Origin of the sequence: Fictibacillus sp. NRS-1165 (assembly GCF_050468105.1) — a bacterium.
Classification (GTDB): domain Bacteria; phylum Bacillota; class Bacilli; order Bacillales; family Fictibacillaceae; genus Fictibacillus_C; species Fictibacillus_C terrinigri.
The window spans coordinates 146,870-166,643 of record NZ_JBDPNU010000026.1; the positions used below are offsets into that span (position 1 = coordinate 146,870).

Annotated in this window: 15 protein-coding genes and 1 pseudogene; 2 read left to right on the forward strand and 14 right to left on the reverse strand. The window is 42.8% G+C overall.

Features of this window, described 5'->3' with window-relative positions; genetic code table 11:
• Positions 1-11: 11 nt before the first annotated feature.
• Both ABHN01_RS13380 and ABHN01_RS13385 read right to left on the reverse strand, forming a co-directional pair.
• Entirely contained in the window at positions 12-1,535 is a 1,524-nt protein-coding gene (locus ABHN01_RS13380; protein ID WP_429875948.1) for an FAD-dependent oxidoreductase, read from the reverse strand.
• 153 nt (positions 1,536-1,688) lie between these two features.
• Complete coding sequence (locus ABHN01_RS13385; protein WP_429875949.1) at positions 1,689-2,339, reverse strand: C40 family peptidase; 651 nt, start codon at positions 2,337-2,339, stop codon at positions 1,689-1,691.
• Positions 2,340-2,617: 278 nt separating this feature from the next.
• Here ABHN01_RS13385 and recQ point away from each other — a divergent pair, with 278 nt between their 5' ends.
• Positions 2,618-4,738, forward strand: a complete 2,121-nt coding sequence (recQ, locus tag ABHN01_RS13390) for a DNA helicase RecQ (RefSeq protein WP_429875950.1) — start codon at positions 2,618-2,620, stop codon at positions 4,736-4,738.
• Positions 4,739-4,764: 26 nt separating this feature from the next.
• Here the strand turns inward: recQ and ABHN01_RS13395 are convergent, their stop codons facing one another.
• The 5 genes from ABHN01_RS13395 to ABHN01_RS13415 form a co-directional block, all read right to left on the reverse strand.
• Positions 4,765-5,307, reverse strand: a complete 543-nt coding sequence (locus ABHN01_RS13395) for a D-glycero-alpha-D-manno-heptose-1,7-bisphosphate 7-phosphatase (RefSeq protein WP_429876027.1) — start codon at positions 5,305-5,307, stop codon at positions 4,765-4,767.
• Between the two features lie 20 nt (positions 5,308-5,327).
• A complete protein-coding gene (locus ABHN01_RS13400) occupies positions 5,328-5,537 on the reverse strand; it encodes a DUF6501 family protein (RefSeq protein ID WP_429875951.1) in 210 nt (69 codons plus the stop codon).
• A gap of 345 nt (positions 5,538-5,882) precedes the next feature.
• Positions 5,883-7,154 carry a C4-dicarboxylate transporter DctP gene (gene dctP, locus ABHN01_RS13405; RefSeq protein ID WP_290399327.1) on the reverse strand — a complete coding sequence of 424 codons (1,272 nt, stop codon included), beginning with the start codon at positions 7,152-7,154 and terminating at the stop codon, positions 5,883-5,885.
• A gap of 143 nt (positions 7,155-7,297) precedes the next feature.
• Complete coding sequence (locus ABHN01_RS13410; protein WP_429875952.1) at positions 7,298-7,996, reverse strand: response regulator; 699 nt, start codon at positions 7,994-7,996, stop codon at positions 7,298-7,300.
• Positions 7,993-9,591 carry an ATP-binding protein gene (locus tag ABHN01_RS13415; protein ID WP_429875953.1) on the reverse strand — a complete coding sequence of 533 codons (1,599 nt, stop codon included), beginning with the start codon at positions 9,589-9,591 and terminating at the stop codon, positions 7,993-7,995. The genes ABHN01_RS13410 and ABHN01_RS13415 overlap by 4 nt, the downstream gene beginning before the upstream one ends.
• 100 nt (positions 9,592-9,691) lie before the next feature.
• On the opposite strand from ABHN01_RS13415, the gene ABHN01_RS13420 reads away from it, so the two are divergent.
• Complete coding sequence (locus tag ABHN01_RS13420) at positions 9,692-10,762, forward strand: DctP family TRAP transporter solute-binding subunit (RefSeq protein WP_429875954.1); 1,071 nt, start codon at positions 9,692-9,694, stop codon at positions 10,760-10,762.
• Positions 10,763-10,809: 47 nt separating this feature from the next.
• Here the strand turns inward: ABHN01_RS13420 and ABHN01_RS13425 are convergent, their stop codons facing one another.
• The 7 genes and pseudogenes from ABHN01_RS13425 to ABHN01_RS13455 form a co-directional block, all read right to left on the reverse strand.
• Positions 10,810-12,276, reverse strand: coding sequence for a UDP-N-acetylmuramoyl-L-alanyl-D-glutamate--2,6-diaminopimelate ligase (locus ABHN01_RS13425; RefSeq protein ID WP_429875955.1), 1,467 nt, complete (start codon positions 12,274-12,276; stop codon positions 10,810-10,812).
• Positions 12,277-12,385: 109 nt separating this feature from the next.
• Entirely contained in the window at positions 12,386-12,631 is a 246-nt protein-coding gene (locus tag ABHN01_RS13430; protein ID WP_290399332.1) for a DUF2584 domain-containing protein, read from the reverse strand.
• Positions 12,632-12,763: 132 nt separating this feature from the next.
• Positions 12,764-14,050 (reverse strand): 2-oxoglutarate dehydrogenase complex dihydrolipoyllysine-residue succinyltransferase, encoded by a 1,287-nt coding sequence (odhB, locus tag ABHN01_RS13435; protein ID WP_429875956.1) that lies wholly within the window; start codon positions 14,048-14,050, stop codon positions 12,764-12,766.
• Positions 14,043-16,922: a 2-oxoglutarate dehydrogenase E1 component gene (locus ABHN01_RS13440; protein WP_429875957.1), complete on the reverse strand. Its 2,880-nt coding sequence runs from the start codon at positions 16,920-16,922 to the stop codon at positions 14,043-14,045. Before ABHN01_RS13440 ends, odhB begins: the two co-directional genes overlap by 8 nt.
• Positions 16,923-17,224: 302 nt before the next feature.
• Positions 17,225-18,159: pseudogene (rarD, locus tag ABHN01_RS13445) on the reverse strand (EamA family transporter RarD).
• Between the two features lie 135 nt (positions 18,160-18,294).
• Positions 18,295-18,858, reverse strand: a complete 564-nt coding sequence (locus ABHN01_RS13450; RefSeq protein ID WP_429875958.1) for a thioredoxin family protein — start codon at positions 18,856-18,858, stop codon at positions 18,295-18,297.
• Positions 18,859-19,011: 153 nt separating this feature from the next.
• Complete coding sequence (locus ABHN01_RS13455) at positions 19,012-19,770, reverse strand: LamB/YcsF family protein (RefSeq protein ID WP_429875959.1); 759 nt, start codon at positions 19,768-19,770, stop codon at positions 19,012-19,014.
• Positions 19,771-19,774 lie beyond the last annotated feature (4 nt).

Consider the following 19,774-nt stretch of genomic DNA (forward strand, 5'->3'; position numbering starts at 1 on the left):
TTCTTTTAGATCTATTGATCCAGTTTCTCCAGCGGATCTTTTGCTGGACCTTCAACAACTTCTCCTTTATAAGAAAAACGTGATCCATGGCATGGACAATCCCATGAGCGTTCGGCATTGTTCCACTCAACTTCACAACCCATGTGAGTGCAGGTCGTATCAAGAACATAGAGCTTTCCTTCAGGATCCTTATAGGCGCCTGCCCTTTTACCATTAAAGGTCACTGCAGCCCCTTCATCCGGGCCCAAATCTGCTGGTGTTTTATCCGGCATTTCGAGTTTACCTTCAATAAGATGCTTCGCCACATCCGCATTTTCCCTTACTAGGGTTTTCAGGCTTGGATCAGCCTTAAATCTTGAAGGTGTAAAAACATCAGCATAAAGATTCTTTTTTTCTAAAATAATGTCTCTTAAAATAAGGGCCGCAGCGGTTCCGTTTGTCATCCCCCATTTTCTATAACCAGTCGCGACAAGGATGTTCTCACGATTTTCACTTATTTTCCCAACATAAGGGATTTTGTCCAAAGTGATTAAATCCTGTGCTGACCATCGGTACGGAATCTCAGATATTCCAATTACCCTTTCACTGAAATCATGCAGAGCATCGTAATGTTTGCTTGTACAAAAGTCCTGTCCAGTCTGATGGCTTTCTCCTCCTACAATAATCAACTTTTCACCATTATCATCTGTATATCTTAGAGAACGAGTAGGACTGTCCGCACTCAAATACATGCCCCCTGGATATGGATGTACAGCCTTCACTCCTATGGCATACGACCTTTCAGAATGCATCCTTGCAAAATAAAATCCCGCACCGTCATAAAAAGGAAAGTGGGAGGCTACAACGGCGTATTTGCAGGAAATTTTATGTCCTTCCCTTGTAACTACCCGCAGCTGATTATTCGCCTCGATATCAACTGCTGTTGTTCCCTCAAAGATTTCGCCCCCATTCTTTGTAATTTCCTGTACGAGGGCCGTTAAATACTTAACCGGATGAAATTGCGCCTGGTTTTTCATCGAAACCGCTCCGTTTACAGCTAAATCCAATGCGATCCGATCTGAATATTCGCTTTTAATGTTTAGTTTTTGATAAGCTTCATATTCTTTTTGTACTTGGTTGAGATAGGATTCGGACTCTGCATAAATGATCGCATCTTCTTCCGAAAAGTCACAGTCGATCTGATGGTCTTCAATCATGGATCTTATAAATTTCAGACCATCATGATTCGCTTCATAATAGAGCTTTGTTTGTTCAATTCCAAAATGCTGGATCAACTCGTCATAGATGACGCCGTGCTGGCATGTTATCTTTGCGGTCGTATGGCCGGTCGTTCCATTTAGAAGTTTGCCGCCATCGATCAATACGGCTTTAACCCCTTCTTTAGCTAGGAGATAAGCAGTTGTAATTCCCGTAATCCCACCGCCTATTACCACAGCCTCTGCTTCCAAATCAGATGTTAAAGCTTCATATTCGGGTATCTGGCAGGAGTCTCTCCAATAAGACTCTGAAAAATCGGGCAGTTTACTTTTTTTCATAAAATAGGGATCCCTCCTCGTTTCTTCCTATATTTCCCTCTTGTTCATTTTTCATGTGATATTGTGTTCCATCCATTACTTTTATACCCAAATAAGGATCAATTTAAATAAAAAAACCAGAACAACGAGTACGATGTTCTGGTTTTTCCGTTATTAAATTCTTTTAGCCCCTAGATACTTTGGTGCCCAATATGTATTGCTCATGGAAGCTATGCTGACTCCTTGTGAGGAAGTAGCTGAAATAAACTGGTTGTTTCCAATGTAGATACCGACATGTGAAGCTCCCGACTGATACGTTTGAAAGAATACCAAATCTCCAGCGCTTAATGCAGTCACCTTTGTACCTTCCTTATATATATCTGCCACTGTTCTTGGCAGTGTGATTCCCGCCGATTTTTTAAACACGTAATCGACATATCCGCTGCAGTCAAAGCCTGATGGTGTTGAACCTCCCCACACATATGGGGCGCCCAGGTAAGATTTGGCGGTGGAAACAAGTTGAGATTTGCTGTAGGACGGATAGATTCCAAGCGCCTTAAAAGTGGATGGCCCTGCAACTCCGTCAGCAGTCAACCCTTTTGCTTTTTGAAAGCTTTTCACAGCATTCAAAGTATAAGTACCAAAATAGGTTGTAGTCGTACTGTATGTAAAATAACCTTTCGTTTTTAACTTTGCCTGCAGATCTTTTACTTCTGTATGCGTCATTCCGTATTTTAACGTATGATCTCCCAGTGCTGCCTGTCCCACTACAGGATTAGCAGTTAAAATGCCTGCGATCCCCAACCCCATAAGTAATCTTTTCAAGTTGCTCTTTCCCCCTAAAATTTTCTTGCGATACCAATAAATTAATCATATAAAATATTTATAACAAAAGTATTTTAGGGAGATTACATTAATATTACAAAATACTATTTTATTCTTCTTTTTCTAACAAAAAACTGCGTTTGATAGATTAACCATTTGTGGATAGGACCGTTATTTTTTATTTACAGCAGGTTTTTCAGGATTGATGTATAATTAAGCTTTGTTCCGTTTTATTTGGAATGTTTCTACTCTTGTCTTTTGTTCAGAAAGGAGATCGTATGTTTAATCTAGCTCAACAAATTTTAGAAAGACACTTTGGCTATTCCTCTTTTAGACCAGGACAAGAACAAGTGATCAAAAGCATCTTTCAGCATCAAAACACGTTGGGAATTATGCCGACCGGTGGGGGTAAATCCATCTGTTATCAGGTCCCTGCAATGCTTCTCAATGGTGTGACCCTGGTCATCTCCCCTCTAATTTCATTAATGAAGGATCAGGTGGATTCTCTTGAAAATGCTGGTATTCCTTCTACATATATTAATAGTTCACTTTCTGATGATGTGATCCAGGACAGAATACAGCAAGCCGCAAACGGAGCCTATCAACTCATCTATGTTGCGCCCGAACGTTTAGAATCTCCAGCTTTTCGGCGTCTTCTTGCTAAAATGAATATTTCCATGATCGCCATCGACGAGGCTCATTGTATCTCTCAATGGGGCCACGACTTCCGTCCAAGTTATTTGCGCATCAAAGATATGCTTGCTTCCCTGTATCCTCGCCCCATCATCGTTGCGCTGACAGCCACAGCTACCAAGGAGGTAACCAAAGATATCTGCAGGCTGCTTGATATTCATCCGGAAAACACGTTTGTTACGGGTTTTGCAAGAGATAATTTAACCTTTTCCGTGATCAAAGATGAGGTTAAACGAGAATACCTGCTGCAATATGTAAAGAAAAACAGATCGAATTCTGGTATTATCTATGCTTCCACTAGAAATGAGGTTGATCAGCTGCATAGTTATTTAACAAAAAATGGATTCGCGGTGTCAAAATATCATGCAGGCCTGTCTGAGGAAGAAAGACGGGAATCTCAAAATCAATTTATCTTTGATGATACAGCGATCATGGTTGCGACCAATGCTTTCGGCATGGGAATCAATAAAACGAATGTCCGTTATGTCATTCATTATAATCTTCCTCGCAACTTAGAAGCATATTACCAGGAAGCAGGACGTGCCGGCCGGGACGGTGAACCGAGCGAATGTATCCTTTTCTTCTCCGCACGGGATGTCCAGCTTCAGAAATTTTTAATCGAACAAGGAAATATGGATGAGACTAGAAAAGGAAATGAGTATAAGAAGCTTCAGTATATGACGGACTATTGCCACACCGAACAATGTCTGCAGCGTTTTATTGTAGAGTATTTTGGCGATGAGTCATCAGCAGATTGCGGAAACTGCGGAAATTGTACCGATGAGCGTGAACAAACAGACATTACCATGCAAGCCCAGATGGTATTTTCCTGTGTAAAGCGCATGAATCAGCGATTTGGAAAAACAGCGGTAGCACAAGTACTGAATGGTTCTAAAACAAAGCGGATTCATGAACTGGGACTCACCTCTCTATCAACGTACGGTCTAATGAAAGACCGGCCGCAGAAGGAGATCATGCAGCTGATTGATTATTTGACGGCAGAGGGGCACCTTCAGTTATCTGACAGCCAGTATCCTGTCCTCATGCTGGCCCCAAAAGCTCTATTCGTCTTAAAAGGAGAAGAGAAGGTATATCGAAAAGAGAAACGAAAAACGATTACCAGCTTTACTGAAAATAATGAACTGTTTGAACGTCTGAGGGACTTGCGCAAGGAACTCGCAGACAGGGAAAGTGTACCGCCCTATGTCGTCTTTGCGGATAGTGCATTGAAAGAAATGAGCGAAAAAATGCCGGGGAACGAAGAAGAAATGCTGGAGATCAAAGGAGTCGGAAAAGTAAAATTTGACCGTTACGGACAAATTTTCCTCGACACTTTAAAGGAGTTCAACTCTGCAGCCGCTCATTCAATGAAAAAGCAAGGGAACGCTGATTCTCCTCAGAAGGACAGCCATCTGGAATCTTACCAGCTGTTCAACGAAAACCAGAATATTTCTGAGATTGCCAAACAACGGAATTTGTCGGTACAAACGGTTGAAAACCATCTCCTGCGTTGTGCAGAAGAGGGCATGCCGCTAAACTGGGATAGAATAATTCCAGAAGGGCAGGAAGCGATCGTCCTAAATGCAATTGAACTTCTTGGAAGTGAAAAATTAAAGCCACTGAAGGAAGAAGCAGGTGAAGAGATTTCCTACTTTACAATTAAAGCGGTCCTTCAAAAAAACAAGAGACAGCTCGTTCATAAGTAAATGGAAAGGTATAATCAAAGGACACTCTAGTCAGAGTGTCCTTTGATTTTTTCATATGCGCAGATATGTACTGCAGCCTCCCGCAGATCAGCTGCCAGGAAGTGGGCTTCCCCTTGTTCACCACCGATTTTAACGGTAGTGACACCGGCTTTTCTTCCTGCTTCAACATCCGTTTCGCGGTCTCCGATCATAAAGCTGTTCGTCAGATCGATATTATACCGTTCCGCAAGATCCAATATCATTCCTGGGTTTGGTTTTCTGCAGGAGCACCCTTCATGCGGCTTATGGCAGCAATAGGCGATATCCTTTATCACCCCGCCCGCCTTTTCTGCTTCCAGCACCATCTTTTCGTGAATTTTCTTGAGCATCTTTTCCTGAAGAAATCCCAGACCGACTCCTCCTTGATTGGTTACAACGAATAAAGAAAAGCCCATTTCGGTAAGCTCCCTTAATCCTTCGAGAGCACCGTCCAGGAAATAAAAGCTGCTGGGATGATTTACATGCTCGACTCTTGATGTCATAACTTCGTTGATGACACCGTCCCGGTCAATGAAAGTCATTCTGTCAATCCCCTCTATTTCCCATCGGTTTAATTACCAGAATCCTGGAAGTACTCTTTATAAAATCCTCCAACTCTGCCTGAATTATCTACCACAAAATAGAATTCTTCTGTTTCGTTCTTTACTTCGTACGTTTTTCCTTCGGTGAGCACTCGGTCTACCATATACTTTGCTGCATTTGTATGGATACAAGTAACTGTTTTGATCGCTTTTTTGTCTTGCCAGGATCGGTGGATCATGATTTAGCCTCCTATTTTTGTTTATCTTTTTTATTTTAAAGGAATCTTTCATTTTTTAAAAGAGACAAAAGAAAACCCTGATGATCAGAGTTTTCTTACTCAAAGTCATCCGGGTTAGCATCTTCAGTTCTTCTGTTCGACTTTTCAGGATCTCGCTGAGGATCAATATCTTCGTGTCGTTTTTCCTATTCTTTTTGTTCCAAGGATTCATTGTTGCCTTCTTTTTGTTTGTTCATGAATATCCCTCCTTAATCCATAAATTACTGTACCCTTTATTTCTTCATTTAAACAGGATGGCTCAGCAGAGATGGCCCCATATAAAAAAGCGCCAACCTGGCGCTTTTATTATGCCGTTCTTCCCTGTGATTTTAGTTCAATATAGGCTTCCTCGCTTTTTTTCTCGTCAAATTCATTCTCACTCTTAGAAACTACGATCGTTGCGATTCCGTTGCCGATCAAATTGACGATCGCTCGTGCCTCACTCATGAAGCGGTCGACCCCAAGCAGCAAAGCCAGTCCCTCAACAGGGATGACCTGCATGGCAGAAAGCGTTGAGGCCAGTACTATAAATCCGCCGCCTGTGACAGCTGCTGCACCTTTTGACGTTAACATCAGGATGGCAATGATGGTTAGCTGCTGTGTAAGGCTTAAATCGATATTAAAAACTTGTGCGAGAAATACGACGGCCATGGAAAGGTAGATGGAAGTACCATCTAGATTAAAAGAATAGCCGGTAGGTATTACAAGTCCGACTACAGACTTTGAACAGCCGAACCGCTCCATCTTATTCATCATCCTCGGAAGAACAGATTCGGAGGAGCTCGTTCCAAGAACAATAAGAATTTCATCTTTGATAAACTTCAAATATTTCCATAAACTGAAACCGTACATTTTACAGATGATGTTCAACACAATGATGACGAAAAGAAACATGGTCACATAGACGGAAATCATCAGCTTCCCTAAAGGCAGCAAGGATGAAAGCCCAAAGTTTCCAATGGTGAACGCCATTGCTCCAAAAGCTCCTAATGGCGCTGCTTTCATGATATACCCTACGACATTAAAAAAGATGTTCAGAAGCTTATCGAAAAATTCGATCACTGGTTTCCCTTTTACTCCCAGAGCCGTTAATCCCACTCCAAACAGGATAGAGAAAAACAGGACCTGCAGGATATCTCCCTTAGCGAATGCGTCAACCATATTCTCGGGAACAATATGAGTAACGAAGTCTACCCAGTTGATTCCTCCATCTCCACCGCCAGAGGTATATTGAGAAACATCCCCTTTTTGAAGCTTGTCAAAGTCCAGCCCTGCCCCAGGTTTAATGATATTGACAATGATCAAACCGATGATCAGAGCAAATGTCGTGACGATTTCAAAATAGATAAAAGCTTTTCCTCCAACCTTGCCTACTTTTTTCATATCCCCCATTTTAGCAATTCCGAGAACAATGGTAAGAAAAATAATAGGTGAGATGACCATCTTAACGGCATTAATAAACGTATCACCCAGCGGTTTCATGTTCTTTCCGGCTTCGGGCCATAGCAGCCCCACAGTGATACCCAGAATAATAGCAATGATGACTTGAAAGGTCAGGTTCTTAAACAGGGGTTTCATGTTCTTCCTCCTTTTATAGTGAATAACAAACTGAAAGCGTTATCATCCTTAGCATTGATGATAACGCTTTCTGAATATTTAGTGAATATTTAGGTTATATTGTCCTTTTTGGTCTTTTTGGTCTTTCCATTTGCCAGTTATCTTTAGTCGTTTTTCATAAGATACCGGTTAACTGGCCGTCCTACTCCTCCATACTGCATATCCAATTTGATTTCTCCCCTTTTTTCAAGATACTCTAAATACCTTCTTGCTGTCACACGGGCGATCCCGACCCCTTCCGCTACTTCCTCTGAAGATTTGCCGCAGGATTGCGCCTGGAGATAAGCCATAATCTGTTTCAGTGTGATTTGATTTAATCCTTTCGGGATTTCCTTTCGATCCTGTTCAAAATGAGGTGTATGTATTCCGGATAATAGCGTATCCACTTCCTTTTGTGACATTTCACCGTCTGGGGAAAATTGCGTGTAATAATCTTTATACCGTTCCAGTGCCTGCTTGATTCTATCAAATTTAAACGGTTTGATGATATAGTCCATGGCGCCCTGTTGGAGCATAGTCTGTATTGTGTCCCTATCATTGGCTGCAGATATGATGATCACATCAACTTTTATCTTGTTTTTTCTTATCTGATACAGTGTTTCAAGTCCATCCTGCTGGGGCATGAAAATATCGAGGATGACTAGATCTGGTTGGAGTTCCTGAATGGTTTTAACCCCTTCCACTCCATTGCCTGCGGTTCCGTTCACCTCAAAGCCGCTCACTTTTTCAATAAATGTTTTATTCACTTCCTGCACCATCGGATCGTCTTCGATTAAAACAACTGAAATGGTTTTTCGGTTCATGAATGTCTCCTTCCGTTCATTGGGAACGTGATGTAAAAGCTCGTCCCTCCATTGGGATAGGAAGATAGTTTTATGTCCCCTTTGCCCTTATCCACAATCTCTTTAACTAAATATAAACCAAGTCCCAGTCCTTTTTCCCCTTTCGTAGTGACACCCTTGTCAAAAATGTATGGTTGGATATGTTCAGGGATTCCTGGACCATTGTCTTCGACCAACAGAGCACAGATTTCACTGTCCTGTTCAATACTGATATCGATATGTTTGTCCGGTGAATCTGATTCGTTTAAGGCATGTATGGAATTTTCTATTAGATTCCCGAGGATCATTACGATGTCATGTTCATTCAGCGGATAAGGAAGCTCCTCCAAACGGCTCAGGCTGTCGATCACTACATTGATTTTCAATTCTTTTCCCCTGCTCACTTTGCTTATGAGCAGTCCGGCAATACTGTCATTTTTTATATTTTTTGTCACGAAACGCGTGAGACTTTTCTGTTGCTCCGAAATATCAAAAACATACTGAAGGGCCCGCTCGCCCTTGTCCAGCTGAATAAGGCCGGCTATTGTATGCAGCTTGTTCAAATGCTCGTGATTTTGAATGCGGAGAGCTTCTACGAACGCTTTTACCCCCGTTAGTTCTTCCGCCATTTTAGCAACCTCTGTCCGGTCCTGAAAGATCGCAACTGCTCCTATCACGTTATGATTATCTTTTATCGGAATTCGATTGCTCATAATGATCTTACCGCTTACATTAATCTCTTGATTGTAAACCGGCTTTCCAAACTGAATGATTTCAGGAAGCCTCGTGTCCGGGATCACCGATCGTATCGGTTTACCTGTAAGGCTGCCTTCCACCTGAAAAATTGATTTTGCCTTTTCGTTGAAGATGGTGATGTTCTCTTTCACATCGACAGCGATCACCCCTTCATGCATTGCATGGAAAGCAGCTGTACTCTCCTCATACATCCGCACGATCTCATGCGGTTCCAGCTGGAACATCTGATGTTTAATATGCCTGGCCAGCATCCACGAACCAAGAAGGCCAAAGAGTAACGTTAAGAACATAATAAGGGCGGCCTGTGCTTTTAAACTTTGAAGAATTTCGAGGTACCCCGGAAGTATGTTTCCGACAATAACGACACCAACTTGTTCCAGTTGTGCATTCTTAACAGGCATAAAAGCACGGACAGCGATCCCAAGATCTCCTTTTGCTTTGGATATGTAGGTATGGTCTGCAAAGGCCGGTCCTTCGTCTTTTCCGGCTGATTTCGTTCCAATGAGCCCATACACTGGATGAGAGTATCTGTAATGATCCATGTTCAATACAACGATGTAATCTGCATTATTAATGACTCTTATTTTTTCCACAATCGGATTGATGACATCAGCCCCATCCTTCTTTTGGATCTGCATCTGTACTTCAGGAAGCTCAGCCACCGTCCGGGCAGTAATCATGGCACGGTTGCCGAGTTCCTCTTCCCTCATATCCACAATTTTGCCAGTAATGATGATGCCTCCAATTAAAAGGGAGAAGAGAACGATTCCGAACGATAAAATGATGATTTTCCAGCGGATGGGCAATCTTATAAATTTCATCTGGCCAAGCCATTCCTTCCATTAAATTCTGTGTAATATTGTAACATGGTTTTTAAGTTATGCTAGACTTAATGGAAAAAGAGTACAAAAGAGGCTGAACATGAAACAAATCTTAGGAATATCCGTTTTTCTCATCACTGGTTTATTGCTTTCGTTTTATATAGGCTTTCATCTTAATCATAAAGAACAACAGATGGCTTTTGATGATGATCAATCAGGCATCCAAAAACAGATCGTAATTAAATTCAGCCATGTGGTGGCTGAGAAAACACCTAAAGGACTTGCGGCACAAAAATTTGCCGATCTGGTGGAGCAAAAATCCGATCACAGAGTAAAGGTAGAGGTGTTTCCTAACGGCAGTCTGTATTCCGATAAAGAAGAGCTGGATGCCTTAAAGAGTGGTAAGGTACAAATGATTGCTCCTGCTACATCAAAGCTGGGGGGAGTTTCATCAAAGTGGCAAGTTCTTGACCTGCCGTTCGCGTTTCCTACAGAATCAGCGATCAATGAGGGATTGAACGGAGACATCGGAAAATCATTGCTTGCATCTCTAGAGCAACAAAACATTAAAGGCCTTGGTTTTTGGGTGAACGGTTTAAAGCAAATCACCAATAAGGACCATGCAATAATCAAACCGAATGATTTTAAAGACGAAAAGTTTCGTATCATGTCCAGCGTGGTGCTGAAAAAACAGTTTGAACTTCTCGGCGGGCAAAGCAAACCAATCGATTTTAATGAAACCTACCGAAACCTGGAATCAGGAAATGTAACTGGAGAAGAGAATACGATCTCTAACATCTATTCAAAAAAATATTACCGTGTTCAAGATTACATGACGATCAGCAACCATGGGTTTTTAGGATACGCCATATTGATGAATGAGGATTATTGGCATAGCCTGCCTTTGAAAGTCAGGGTGCTCATACAGAATTCCATTAATGAAACGGTCCAGTGGAACCAGGACCATTATCGAACCATGAACAAAGAACAGCTGCGTCTCATAAAAAAAGAATCAAATATACAGATACATGAGCTGACACCATATGAAAAACAGAAATGGATTGAGAAGCTCAATCCTATGTATAAACAATATGAACCGATTGCGGGCAGAAAATTGATCTCCGATATAAGACATCTTCAACGAAAATATGAGAGACAATCGTTTCGCTAGCAGACACGGTTGTATAAAAGTAAAACGCCTCTAAGTCTAGAGGCGTTTTAGCTGGAAACCGGATGTTTTGCCGTTTTTAAAAATTGGATGGTTTGTATATCGGTTGACGTAGGCAATTTAAAGGATTGTTTGTATGTTTCCTGCCCTTTTCCTGTAATGAACACCCAGTCGCCATCCTTTGCCTTATCCCATGCATGCTGAATCGCTTTGGTGCGGTCGGGTATAATCTCGGCGCTTCCGTCCGCAAATTCGTTGTTCAATTTTTTTAATTCATCTACCATTCTGTCCTTCGGGACTCCATTTAGGTCATCCAAGGTTAGTATGAGTTGAGAGCAAACATCTGAACAAAGGGAGACGATATCTTTTCTTTTGGCAGAATCCCTTTTTCCTCTGAATCCTAAAATATGAACTATTCTTTCAGCGTTCTCACGTTTTGCCGTTTGATAGCAATATTCGATGGCATCCTCTGTATGGGCATAATCCACTATAAATGTTGCTCCTTCTGGATGGCTGAACGTTTCAAAACGGCCGGGAACCCCTTTAAATGTAGATAGGTGACGGGCAGCTTCGTTTATTGATATCCCCATTTTTTCAACGGTCAAGAGTGCCCCAAGCGTGTTCCATACGTTATGCATGCCAGGCAGAGGCACCTGGATCTTTTGTGTTGATTTACCATGCCTCACTTTGATGACAGGAAAATACTCTGTACAAACGTTGATCAGTTGCATTTCGTCATCGGTTCGATTTCCGAATGTGAGCACCTCTTGAGCGGAATCAGCTAATTTGTATTGCAGCTTCCGCCCCCATTCATTGTGGGAGGCAATAATTGAAGTTCCATGTTTTTTCATCCGTTTAAAAAGCCTGGACTTCACATTAAAATACGCTTCAATGCTTTCGTGATAATCCAGGTGATCATTGCCTAAATTCGTAAAAATGGCATAATCAAAGTATATGCCCTCAATCCGCTGCTGCTCAATTCCGTGAGAAGAAACTTCCATAATGACTACCTCGTCTAAGCTTTCTGCGAGTAGTGACTGTATTTCGAGCGGGTCCGGAGTCGTGTTTTTCGACTTGATCACCTGATTATTTATAATGTTATTTACCGTGCCGATCATTGAGCACGTTCTACCTGACTGCTCAATGATATGTTTCAATAAGTACGCGGTGGTTGTCTTTCCGTTTGTGCCCGTAACCCCAATCATAATATGTTTTTTACACGGATGGCCATAAAAGTTGCTTGCCATTCTTGCCAGCGCTTTCCTTGAATCTGAAGTTTGGTAATATGGTACCTCTAATCCCGCTATTGGCTGCTGACCGAGGACCGCTATTGCTCCGTTTGCAATCGCTTGATCGATAAACCGATGTCCGTCTGCACTAAATCCATCAATGGCTACGAATAAATCCCCTGGCACAATTTTCCGGGAATTGAACTGAATCCCTGTAATCGGCAGCAAAGGATCATGGTTTTCAGGTTTTTTAACTGTAATCCCGTTTAAAAGTTCATCCATTATCATGACAGCGTGTGCCCCTTTTTCATCAAATTGAGCTGTACACATATCATTTCGTAGGACGAAGCCATTTATCGTACTTCGATTCGACATCATTCGATAGTATTTTTTGGTATTAATTCACAGTGTTGAGGTCGATTAATTCGTATGTAATTTCTGTTGCTCCCTCTTTCCATGTCAGTTCGCAGATTTTGGCAATGGCCACAGGTTTTGTTTCCCTCGTCTTCCGAATTTCAAGCGGGATATCAAGAGGATACAGCCGGTAGCCATCTTTTCTTAATTTATAAAAGTTGGACGACTCCAAACGGGTTTCTTTGTTTTTTGTAACAATGATTGTATTCAATTCCAACGGCATTCCCATTTTTCTCAGCCCTTTCTTTTCTTTATCGTGATCCTCCCTTTATTTTAAAGGGAAACGATCAATTTGCCTACATCCCAGAATGGATTTAATCATAAAAAAACCAGGGAAATTCATTCCCTGGTTTTAAAGTAATTACCCTTGTAATAAAAGTGATTCTGGGTCTTCAAGCATTTCTTTCACTTTAGCAAGGAAGCTCACGGCTTCACGTCCGTCAACGATACGGTGGTCATAAGAAAGGGCGATGTACATCATCGGACGATTTTCCATTCTTTCTGCATCGATGGCTATTGGGCGCATTTTAATGCCATGCATTCCAAGGATCCCTACTTGAGGCGCGTTTAAAATCGGTGTAGACATAAGGGAGCCAAAGATTCCGCCATTTGTGATCGTGAACGTACCGCCTTGAAGCTCTGAAAGCGTCAATTTATTTTCTCTAGCTTTTTTGCCAAGGGACAGGATTTCTTTTTCAATACCAGCAAAGCTAAGCTTGTCAGCGTCTCTTACGACAGGAACAACTAAACCTTCTTCAGCTCCTACTGCAATTCCAATATCATAGAACTTTTTAAGAAGGACTTCGTCTCCCTGAATTTCAGCATTAAGCAGCGGGAATTGTTTGAGCGCTCCTACAACTGCTTTCGTAAAGAAAGACATATATCCAAGCTTTACGTCATTCTGCTGTAAAAACGCATCTTTTCGGCGTTTACGGATATCGTTGATCGCTGTCATATCCACTTCGTTGAACGTTGTAAGCATTGCTGCAGTCTGCTGGACTTCAACAAGGCGTTTAGCAATCGTCTGGCGGCGGCGGGAAAGTTTCATGCGTTCCACTGGCTTTCCTGGTACGTCCGCTGTTTTTGGGGTGCTCTCTTGTTTTTTCTCAGGTGCTCTAGCAGCTTTCTGTTCAGGCTGGCTAGCTGGTTTTTCAGAAGCTGCTTTTACATCCTCTGGACGAACTCGGCCAAGGGGATCGCGCGCTTCTACTTTAGAAAGATCGATTCCAAGCTCACGGGCAAGTTTGCGTGCTGCAGGTGAAGCTAAAGGACGGTCAGTTTCTTTTCTTTGCTCTGATTCTGCAGCAGGTTTGTTTGGTGCGGCTGCCGGAGCTTCAGCAGCTGGCTGAGCAGCCTGTTGATGACTTACAGAAGGAGCTGGAGCTTCGCTTGCAACATCCCCTGCACCCTCACCATTCTCTTTAAGTACAGCGATAATATCACCGACTTCTACTGTATCGCCTTCTTTACGGAGAACTTCTTGAATAATCCCATCGTAGTCCGCGCTGATTTCAATGTTTACTTTATCCGTTTCCAGTTCGACAATGTTATCGCCTTTTTTTACGTTGTCACCTACATTTTTAAGCCATTGTGCAATTGTGCCCTCTGAGATGGATTCTGCTAGTTCAGGTACTTTAATTTCAATCACGTTCATTGCCTCCCTCGGAAGTTATCGTTTTGGTCTGGTCTGCTCGCAGAGCGACAGATACAATACGTTCTTGTTCTTTTTTATGAATGTCAGGGTCTCCGCCTGATGGACTGGACCGGTCTGGACGTCCAATATATTTTACGCTGGCACTTTCTGGAGAGACAGCGCGCAGCTTGGATTCGATAAAGGCCCATGATCCCATGTTTTTCGGCTCTTCTTGAACCCATGCCACTTCCTCTAAATGAGGGTAGCGGTCAAGAATCTCTTTAATCTCGTTTTTAGGGAAAGGATACAGCTGTTCGACGCGAAGGATATGAAGATGTTTCAACTCCTCCGTTTTTCCTTCAGCTTCAGCCGCTAAATCAATAGCAACTTTCCCTGTGCAAAGAACGACGCGTTTGATCTGTTCCGCATTTTTTCCTAACCCATCCTGCTCAAGAACCGGTTTGAATTCCCCTTCTCCAAGCAGGTTTCCTGCTGAAGATGTTCTTGGATTCCTTAAGAGGCTCTTCGGCGTCATGATGACGAGTGGCCGAACTTCTTCCTTGTCCAGGATTGCTGCCTGGCGTCTTAATATATGGAAGTACTGTGCGGCGCTGGTAAGGTTAGCCACTGTCCAGTTATTCTCCGCAGCAAGCTGAAGGAATCTTTCAATTCGCCCGCTTGAATGCTCGGGACCTTGTCCTTCATAACCGTGTGGAAGAAGCATGACCAGACCAGATTTTTGACCCCATTTTGCCCGACCAGCAGAAATAAATTGATCAAAGATTACTTGTGCAGCATTTGCGAAGTCGCCATATTGTGCTTCCCAAAGAACAAGTGTCTCTGGTGCAAAAACATTGTATCCATATTCGAAACCTAGAACAGATGCTTCAGAGAGCGGACTGTTATGGATGCCGAAGGCTGCTTTTGCCTGCGGAATCTGATGGAGCGGTGAAAACAGCTTGCCATTTTGGCTGTCATGCAGGACAAGGTGTCTTTGAGCGAATGTCCCGCGCTCAACGTCCTGTCCGGTAATGCGGATCGGCGTACCATCACCAAGGATGGTGGCAAACGCAAGCGTTTCAGCAAGTGCCCAGTCAACTTTGCTGCCCTCATCAAGAGCATTGGCTCTTCTTGCGAGGATTCTTTCCAGTTTAGGATAAACCGTAAAGCCTTCAGGTCTTTGTAGAAGAGCCTGGTTGATTTCTTTCAGCTCATCCAATGAAACAGATGTATCTACAGCAGGGAACCCTTTAACGTAGTCAGGAACTTCTACATCCTTTACTTCCCCGTCTTTAGTCACGCCTTTAACTTTTTCATATTCTTTCTGCAGCCTCTGCTGAACGTCCTTGTCCATTTCGTCCGCCTGTCCTTCTTTAATGACACCTTCAGCTTCCAGCTGTTTGGCAAACAATGCCCGTACCGTAGGATGGCTGTTTACTTTTTCATAAGTTGCAGGCTGTGTCACTGCAGGATCGTCCATTTCGTTGTGGCCAAAACGGCGATATCCGACCAAGTCGATCAAGAAGTCCTTTTGGAAACGCATACGGTATTGATAAGCCAGTGTAATGGCAGCGATACACGCAATCGGATCATCTGCGTTTACGTGTACGATCGGAATTTCAAAACCTTTCGCAAGGTCACTGGAATATCTGGTGGATCGTGAATCAGAGCTTTCAGTCGTAAATCCGATCATGTTATTTGCGATAATGTGAACGGATCCGCCAGTCTGATATCCTTTCAAACGGCTGAGGTTAAGAGTCTCAGCAACAATTCCCTCGCCTGGGAAAGCCGCATCACCATGGATTGAAATCGCGAAGGATTTATTTACATCCTGCTGCGGATATCCAGGCTCTGTACGAACCTCTTGTGCAGCACGTGTATATCCCACGACTACGGGATTAACAAACTCAAGGTGAGACGGGTTATTAGCAAGTGTTAATGTCGCTCTAGCTGTGTTTTCTTCGATAGAACGGTCTGCTCCAAGGTGATATTTCACATCACCCGTCCAGCCAAAACTAATCCCTCTTGAACCTTCAGAAGGAATCAGCTCCTTGTTTGGCGAATGATGAAATTCAGCGAAAATTTTCTCGTAAGGTTTTCCTAAAGTATGAGCAAGTACATTCAGGCGACCACGGTGTGCCATGCCGATCATGACATTGCTTGTTCCCCCTTTAACGCTCTGGTGAATCATCTCATCGAGCATTGGAACAAGGATATCAAGACCTTCGATGGAGAAACGTTTCTGTCCGACAAATGTACGGTGCAGGAATTTTTCAAAGCCTTCAACTTCCGTCAGGCGCTGCAATAATGCGATCTTTTCCTCGTTTGTCATTTCAGGATAGATGTATCCTGACTCTACCATGTTATTCAGCCAGTTGTGTTCTTCTTCAACGTGGACATGGCTGAACTCATAGGCCATAGATTTGGTATAAATTTCTTTTAGGCGGTTAATCGCTTCCCATCCATTTTGGACATCTCTTGGCGCCTCAGCCCAAATCAAAGAGGCTGGAATCGTTTTCAAGTCCGCCTCGCTCAGCCCATAATGGGATGGATTCAGTAACTTAATGTCTTTTGACACTTTTTCAAGGGGATGAATTTCGGATGCCAAATGGCCGTAAGTACGGATTTTTTCGGCTAGGTTTGATGCAGCAACGATTTTTTGGACTGAAACTCCGGATGGAGTTTGCTGGGACAGACTGCTGCGAGCATCTTGATTTGCTTCATCAGAAGATGGTGGCGGACCCCACTCTTCAAACTGTTTTCTTAGTTCCTCGTCTACTGAATTGGGATCAGCTGAATACTGTTCGAACAATTCAATGACATAACCAAGGTTCGGTCCGTAAAATCCCTGCCATGGTGAATCCTGGCTTGGACGGTTTGTGCTCATTGGTTGATACCCCCTGCTGCGATTTAATAGCAAATTTTAACAACTTAAATAGGAAGTTCTCAAAGTTCCTGTTTTTATAGCAAAAGCAAATTTATCATCATTGAAATACATCCCCTGAATGCTCAACAATAAAACGATTTTTTTGCAAATCACGGTCATTTCATTCTTTTGCAATAAAGCGAAAGCAGATCGGAACTTCTTAATTAAACGTTTTCATGGTTATTTTAGCACAGTATGGGCATAGGTCAAAAGTTAACTTTCAAGAAAATTGGCGATAAACGGCGATTTCCGGCGAAAAATACTTAAGTACCGTATGTTTTGTGCTTATTTTTAGGCTGTAACCGAGCCATCCACCTTGTTTTAGAAATTGAGAAGATTACCAGAGCCATCCAAATTAAAATAAAAGAAAAAAGACGGGTGTTTGAAAAATCTTCATGATAGAGGAAAACCCCTAAGATGAGCATGATCGTTGGTGCGATGTATTGCAGAAATCCAATCATAGATAAAGAAATCCGCTTTGCGCCCTGTGCGAAGCATAATAAAGGAATGGCGGTGACTACCCCCGCTCCGACCAGCAGCAGGGTCACTGTGGTGTTTTGCGCGGCAAAGGCTTCTGTGTACCCTTCTGATGGGCAAAAACAACATAGATAAGGGCCAGAGGGGCTACAAACATCGTTTCATAGGTCAGTCCAAGAATTGAATCATAGCTGCCCATTTTTTTTGTCAGCCCATACAAACCGAAGCTCAAAGCAAGGGATACCGCAATCCATGGGAATTTTCCATATTGGAAGGTTAACAGACCGACCCCGATGAGAGCTACCCCAAATGATGCGATCTGCCAAGAATTTAATTTTTCTTTCAGAACGATAATGCCCAACAACACGCTGACCAGCGGATTAATGTAGTAGCCCAGACTGGCTTCAACCACATGATTATTATTTACTGCCCAAATATAAATGAGCCAGTTGGCGCTGATCAAGAGGGATGAGGCCAAAACAGCGAGAAAGTTTTTCTTTTGAAAAAAAAGATTTCTAAGATTGCTGAAGAAATCTGAAGTCTTGTTCATCAAAAGGATCACGGCGATCATAAATACGAAAGACCAAAGGATCCGATGAGCTAGGACATCACCCGATTCCACGGAATGAAGAGGTTTCCAGTATAGTGGAAGAAATCCCCACATCAAATACGATAGTGCTGCGTACCAGATTTCGATAGACTGTTCATTTTGTTTTCCCATCATTGTGTACCTCAATTCTCTCAGTGTTTCCGTTCTTAAGTCCATTATAAGGGGGACCCAATTTATGACAAAACAGTTTGCCTGCACAACAAAGGAGAGCAGCTCTTCTTTGTTGAGCTGCTCCCTAAGCCATTCTTATAAAAGATTCTTAAGTTCCTCTTTTACGCTTTTATTGACTGATTCCCATAATGCTTGGTCAGTTGTCATCCGAGCTTTGAAATTTTTGTACATCTCTTTTTGTTTTTCATCAAACGAAGGGTCTTCCTTTGCTGGCAAAGTGCTTCGTTCACTCATGATCAGAGTCTGCAACTCTGGTGATCGAGGTCCCCAAACCGCTTTCTCATTTCCTTCCTGATCCATGAAAATGAATTTTGGAATAGCGCGGGCTGTACCGTTCGTTAGGTATTGGTCCATAAGTTCAAGATTTTCATCACGGACTAAAAAGCGCAGCTCGATCCCGGCATATTCTGCGATTCTCTGTATGATCGGAACACAAAGAAGTGCATCACCGCACCAGTCAGCCGTCAGAACCGCTGCTTTTAGTTCAAGAAGAGGAAACTGCTGATAAAAATCCCTGTCCTCATCAGAAAGTGTAAAGCTGTTGTAGATGGCCAGCAGCTCTTCCTTGTTGACTTGCATGCTTTCAAAGTATTCGTCTTTCGTTAACCCCTTTTGAAACCATTCGTTTAAATTTCCCATCCTGCTCACCTCTTTCAATCTATTGTAAAACGAAGCGCCTGGTTTTGAAAGCTTTGACTCTTAGCAAGTTAAAAAAACCGGCATCCACACTTAACGAATAAAGGTCTAAAAGTGAGAGTGTACGTTTTAATTTCTTTATGTAGACAGGCTCGCTTACCCGTGCTGCAGACGTTGAATACCCTCTTTCTTGAATGCGTCGTTAATCTTTTGTGCAAAAGACAGAGCATGCTCCCCGTCACCGTGGATACAAATGGTCTCTGCTTTAATTTCGATTTCTCCAGCTGGGGTGCCGACCTTGTTGTGCTTCACCATTTTTATCACTTGGCCGACGGCTTGGTGATCATCCGTCAGCAAGCTGTCGGGTTGGCTTCTCGGCGTCAGTGTGCCGTCTGGCTGATACGTCCTGTCTGCAAAAACTTCACTGCATGTTTGTAGGCCTGATGTTCTGCCTGCTTCTATCAACCGGCTCCCTGCCAAGCCATACAATATGATTTCTGGGTCTAGTTTATATATGGCTTTAGATATGCCCCGCGAAAGGTCTTTATTAATGGCCGCCATATTGTATAAAGCTCCATGAGGCTTGACATGACGCAGTCTTCCTCCTTCTGCGCGTACAAAAGCTGATAAGGCGCCGACCTGATAAAGCACGTAATCATATGCTTCTTCAGGGGTTATATTCATCATCCGGCGTCCGAACCCGGCCAGATCCGGCAGGCCTGGGTGAGCACCAATGGCGACCTGTCTTTCCAGTGCAAGTTTGACCGTATGTTTCATTATTGAGGGATCTCCTGCGTGAAAACCACAGGCGATATTGGCGGATGAAATATAATGCATCATCTGTTCATCATAGCCAATTTTATATCTGCCAAAACTTTCTCCCATATCACAATTGAGGTCTACGGAATACTTCATCGTT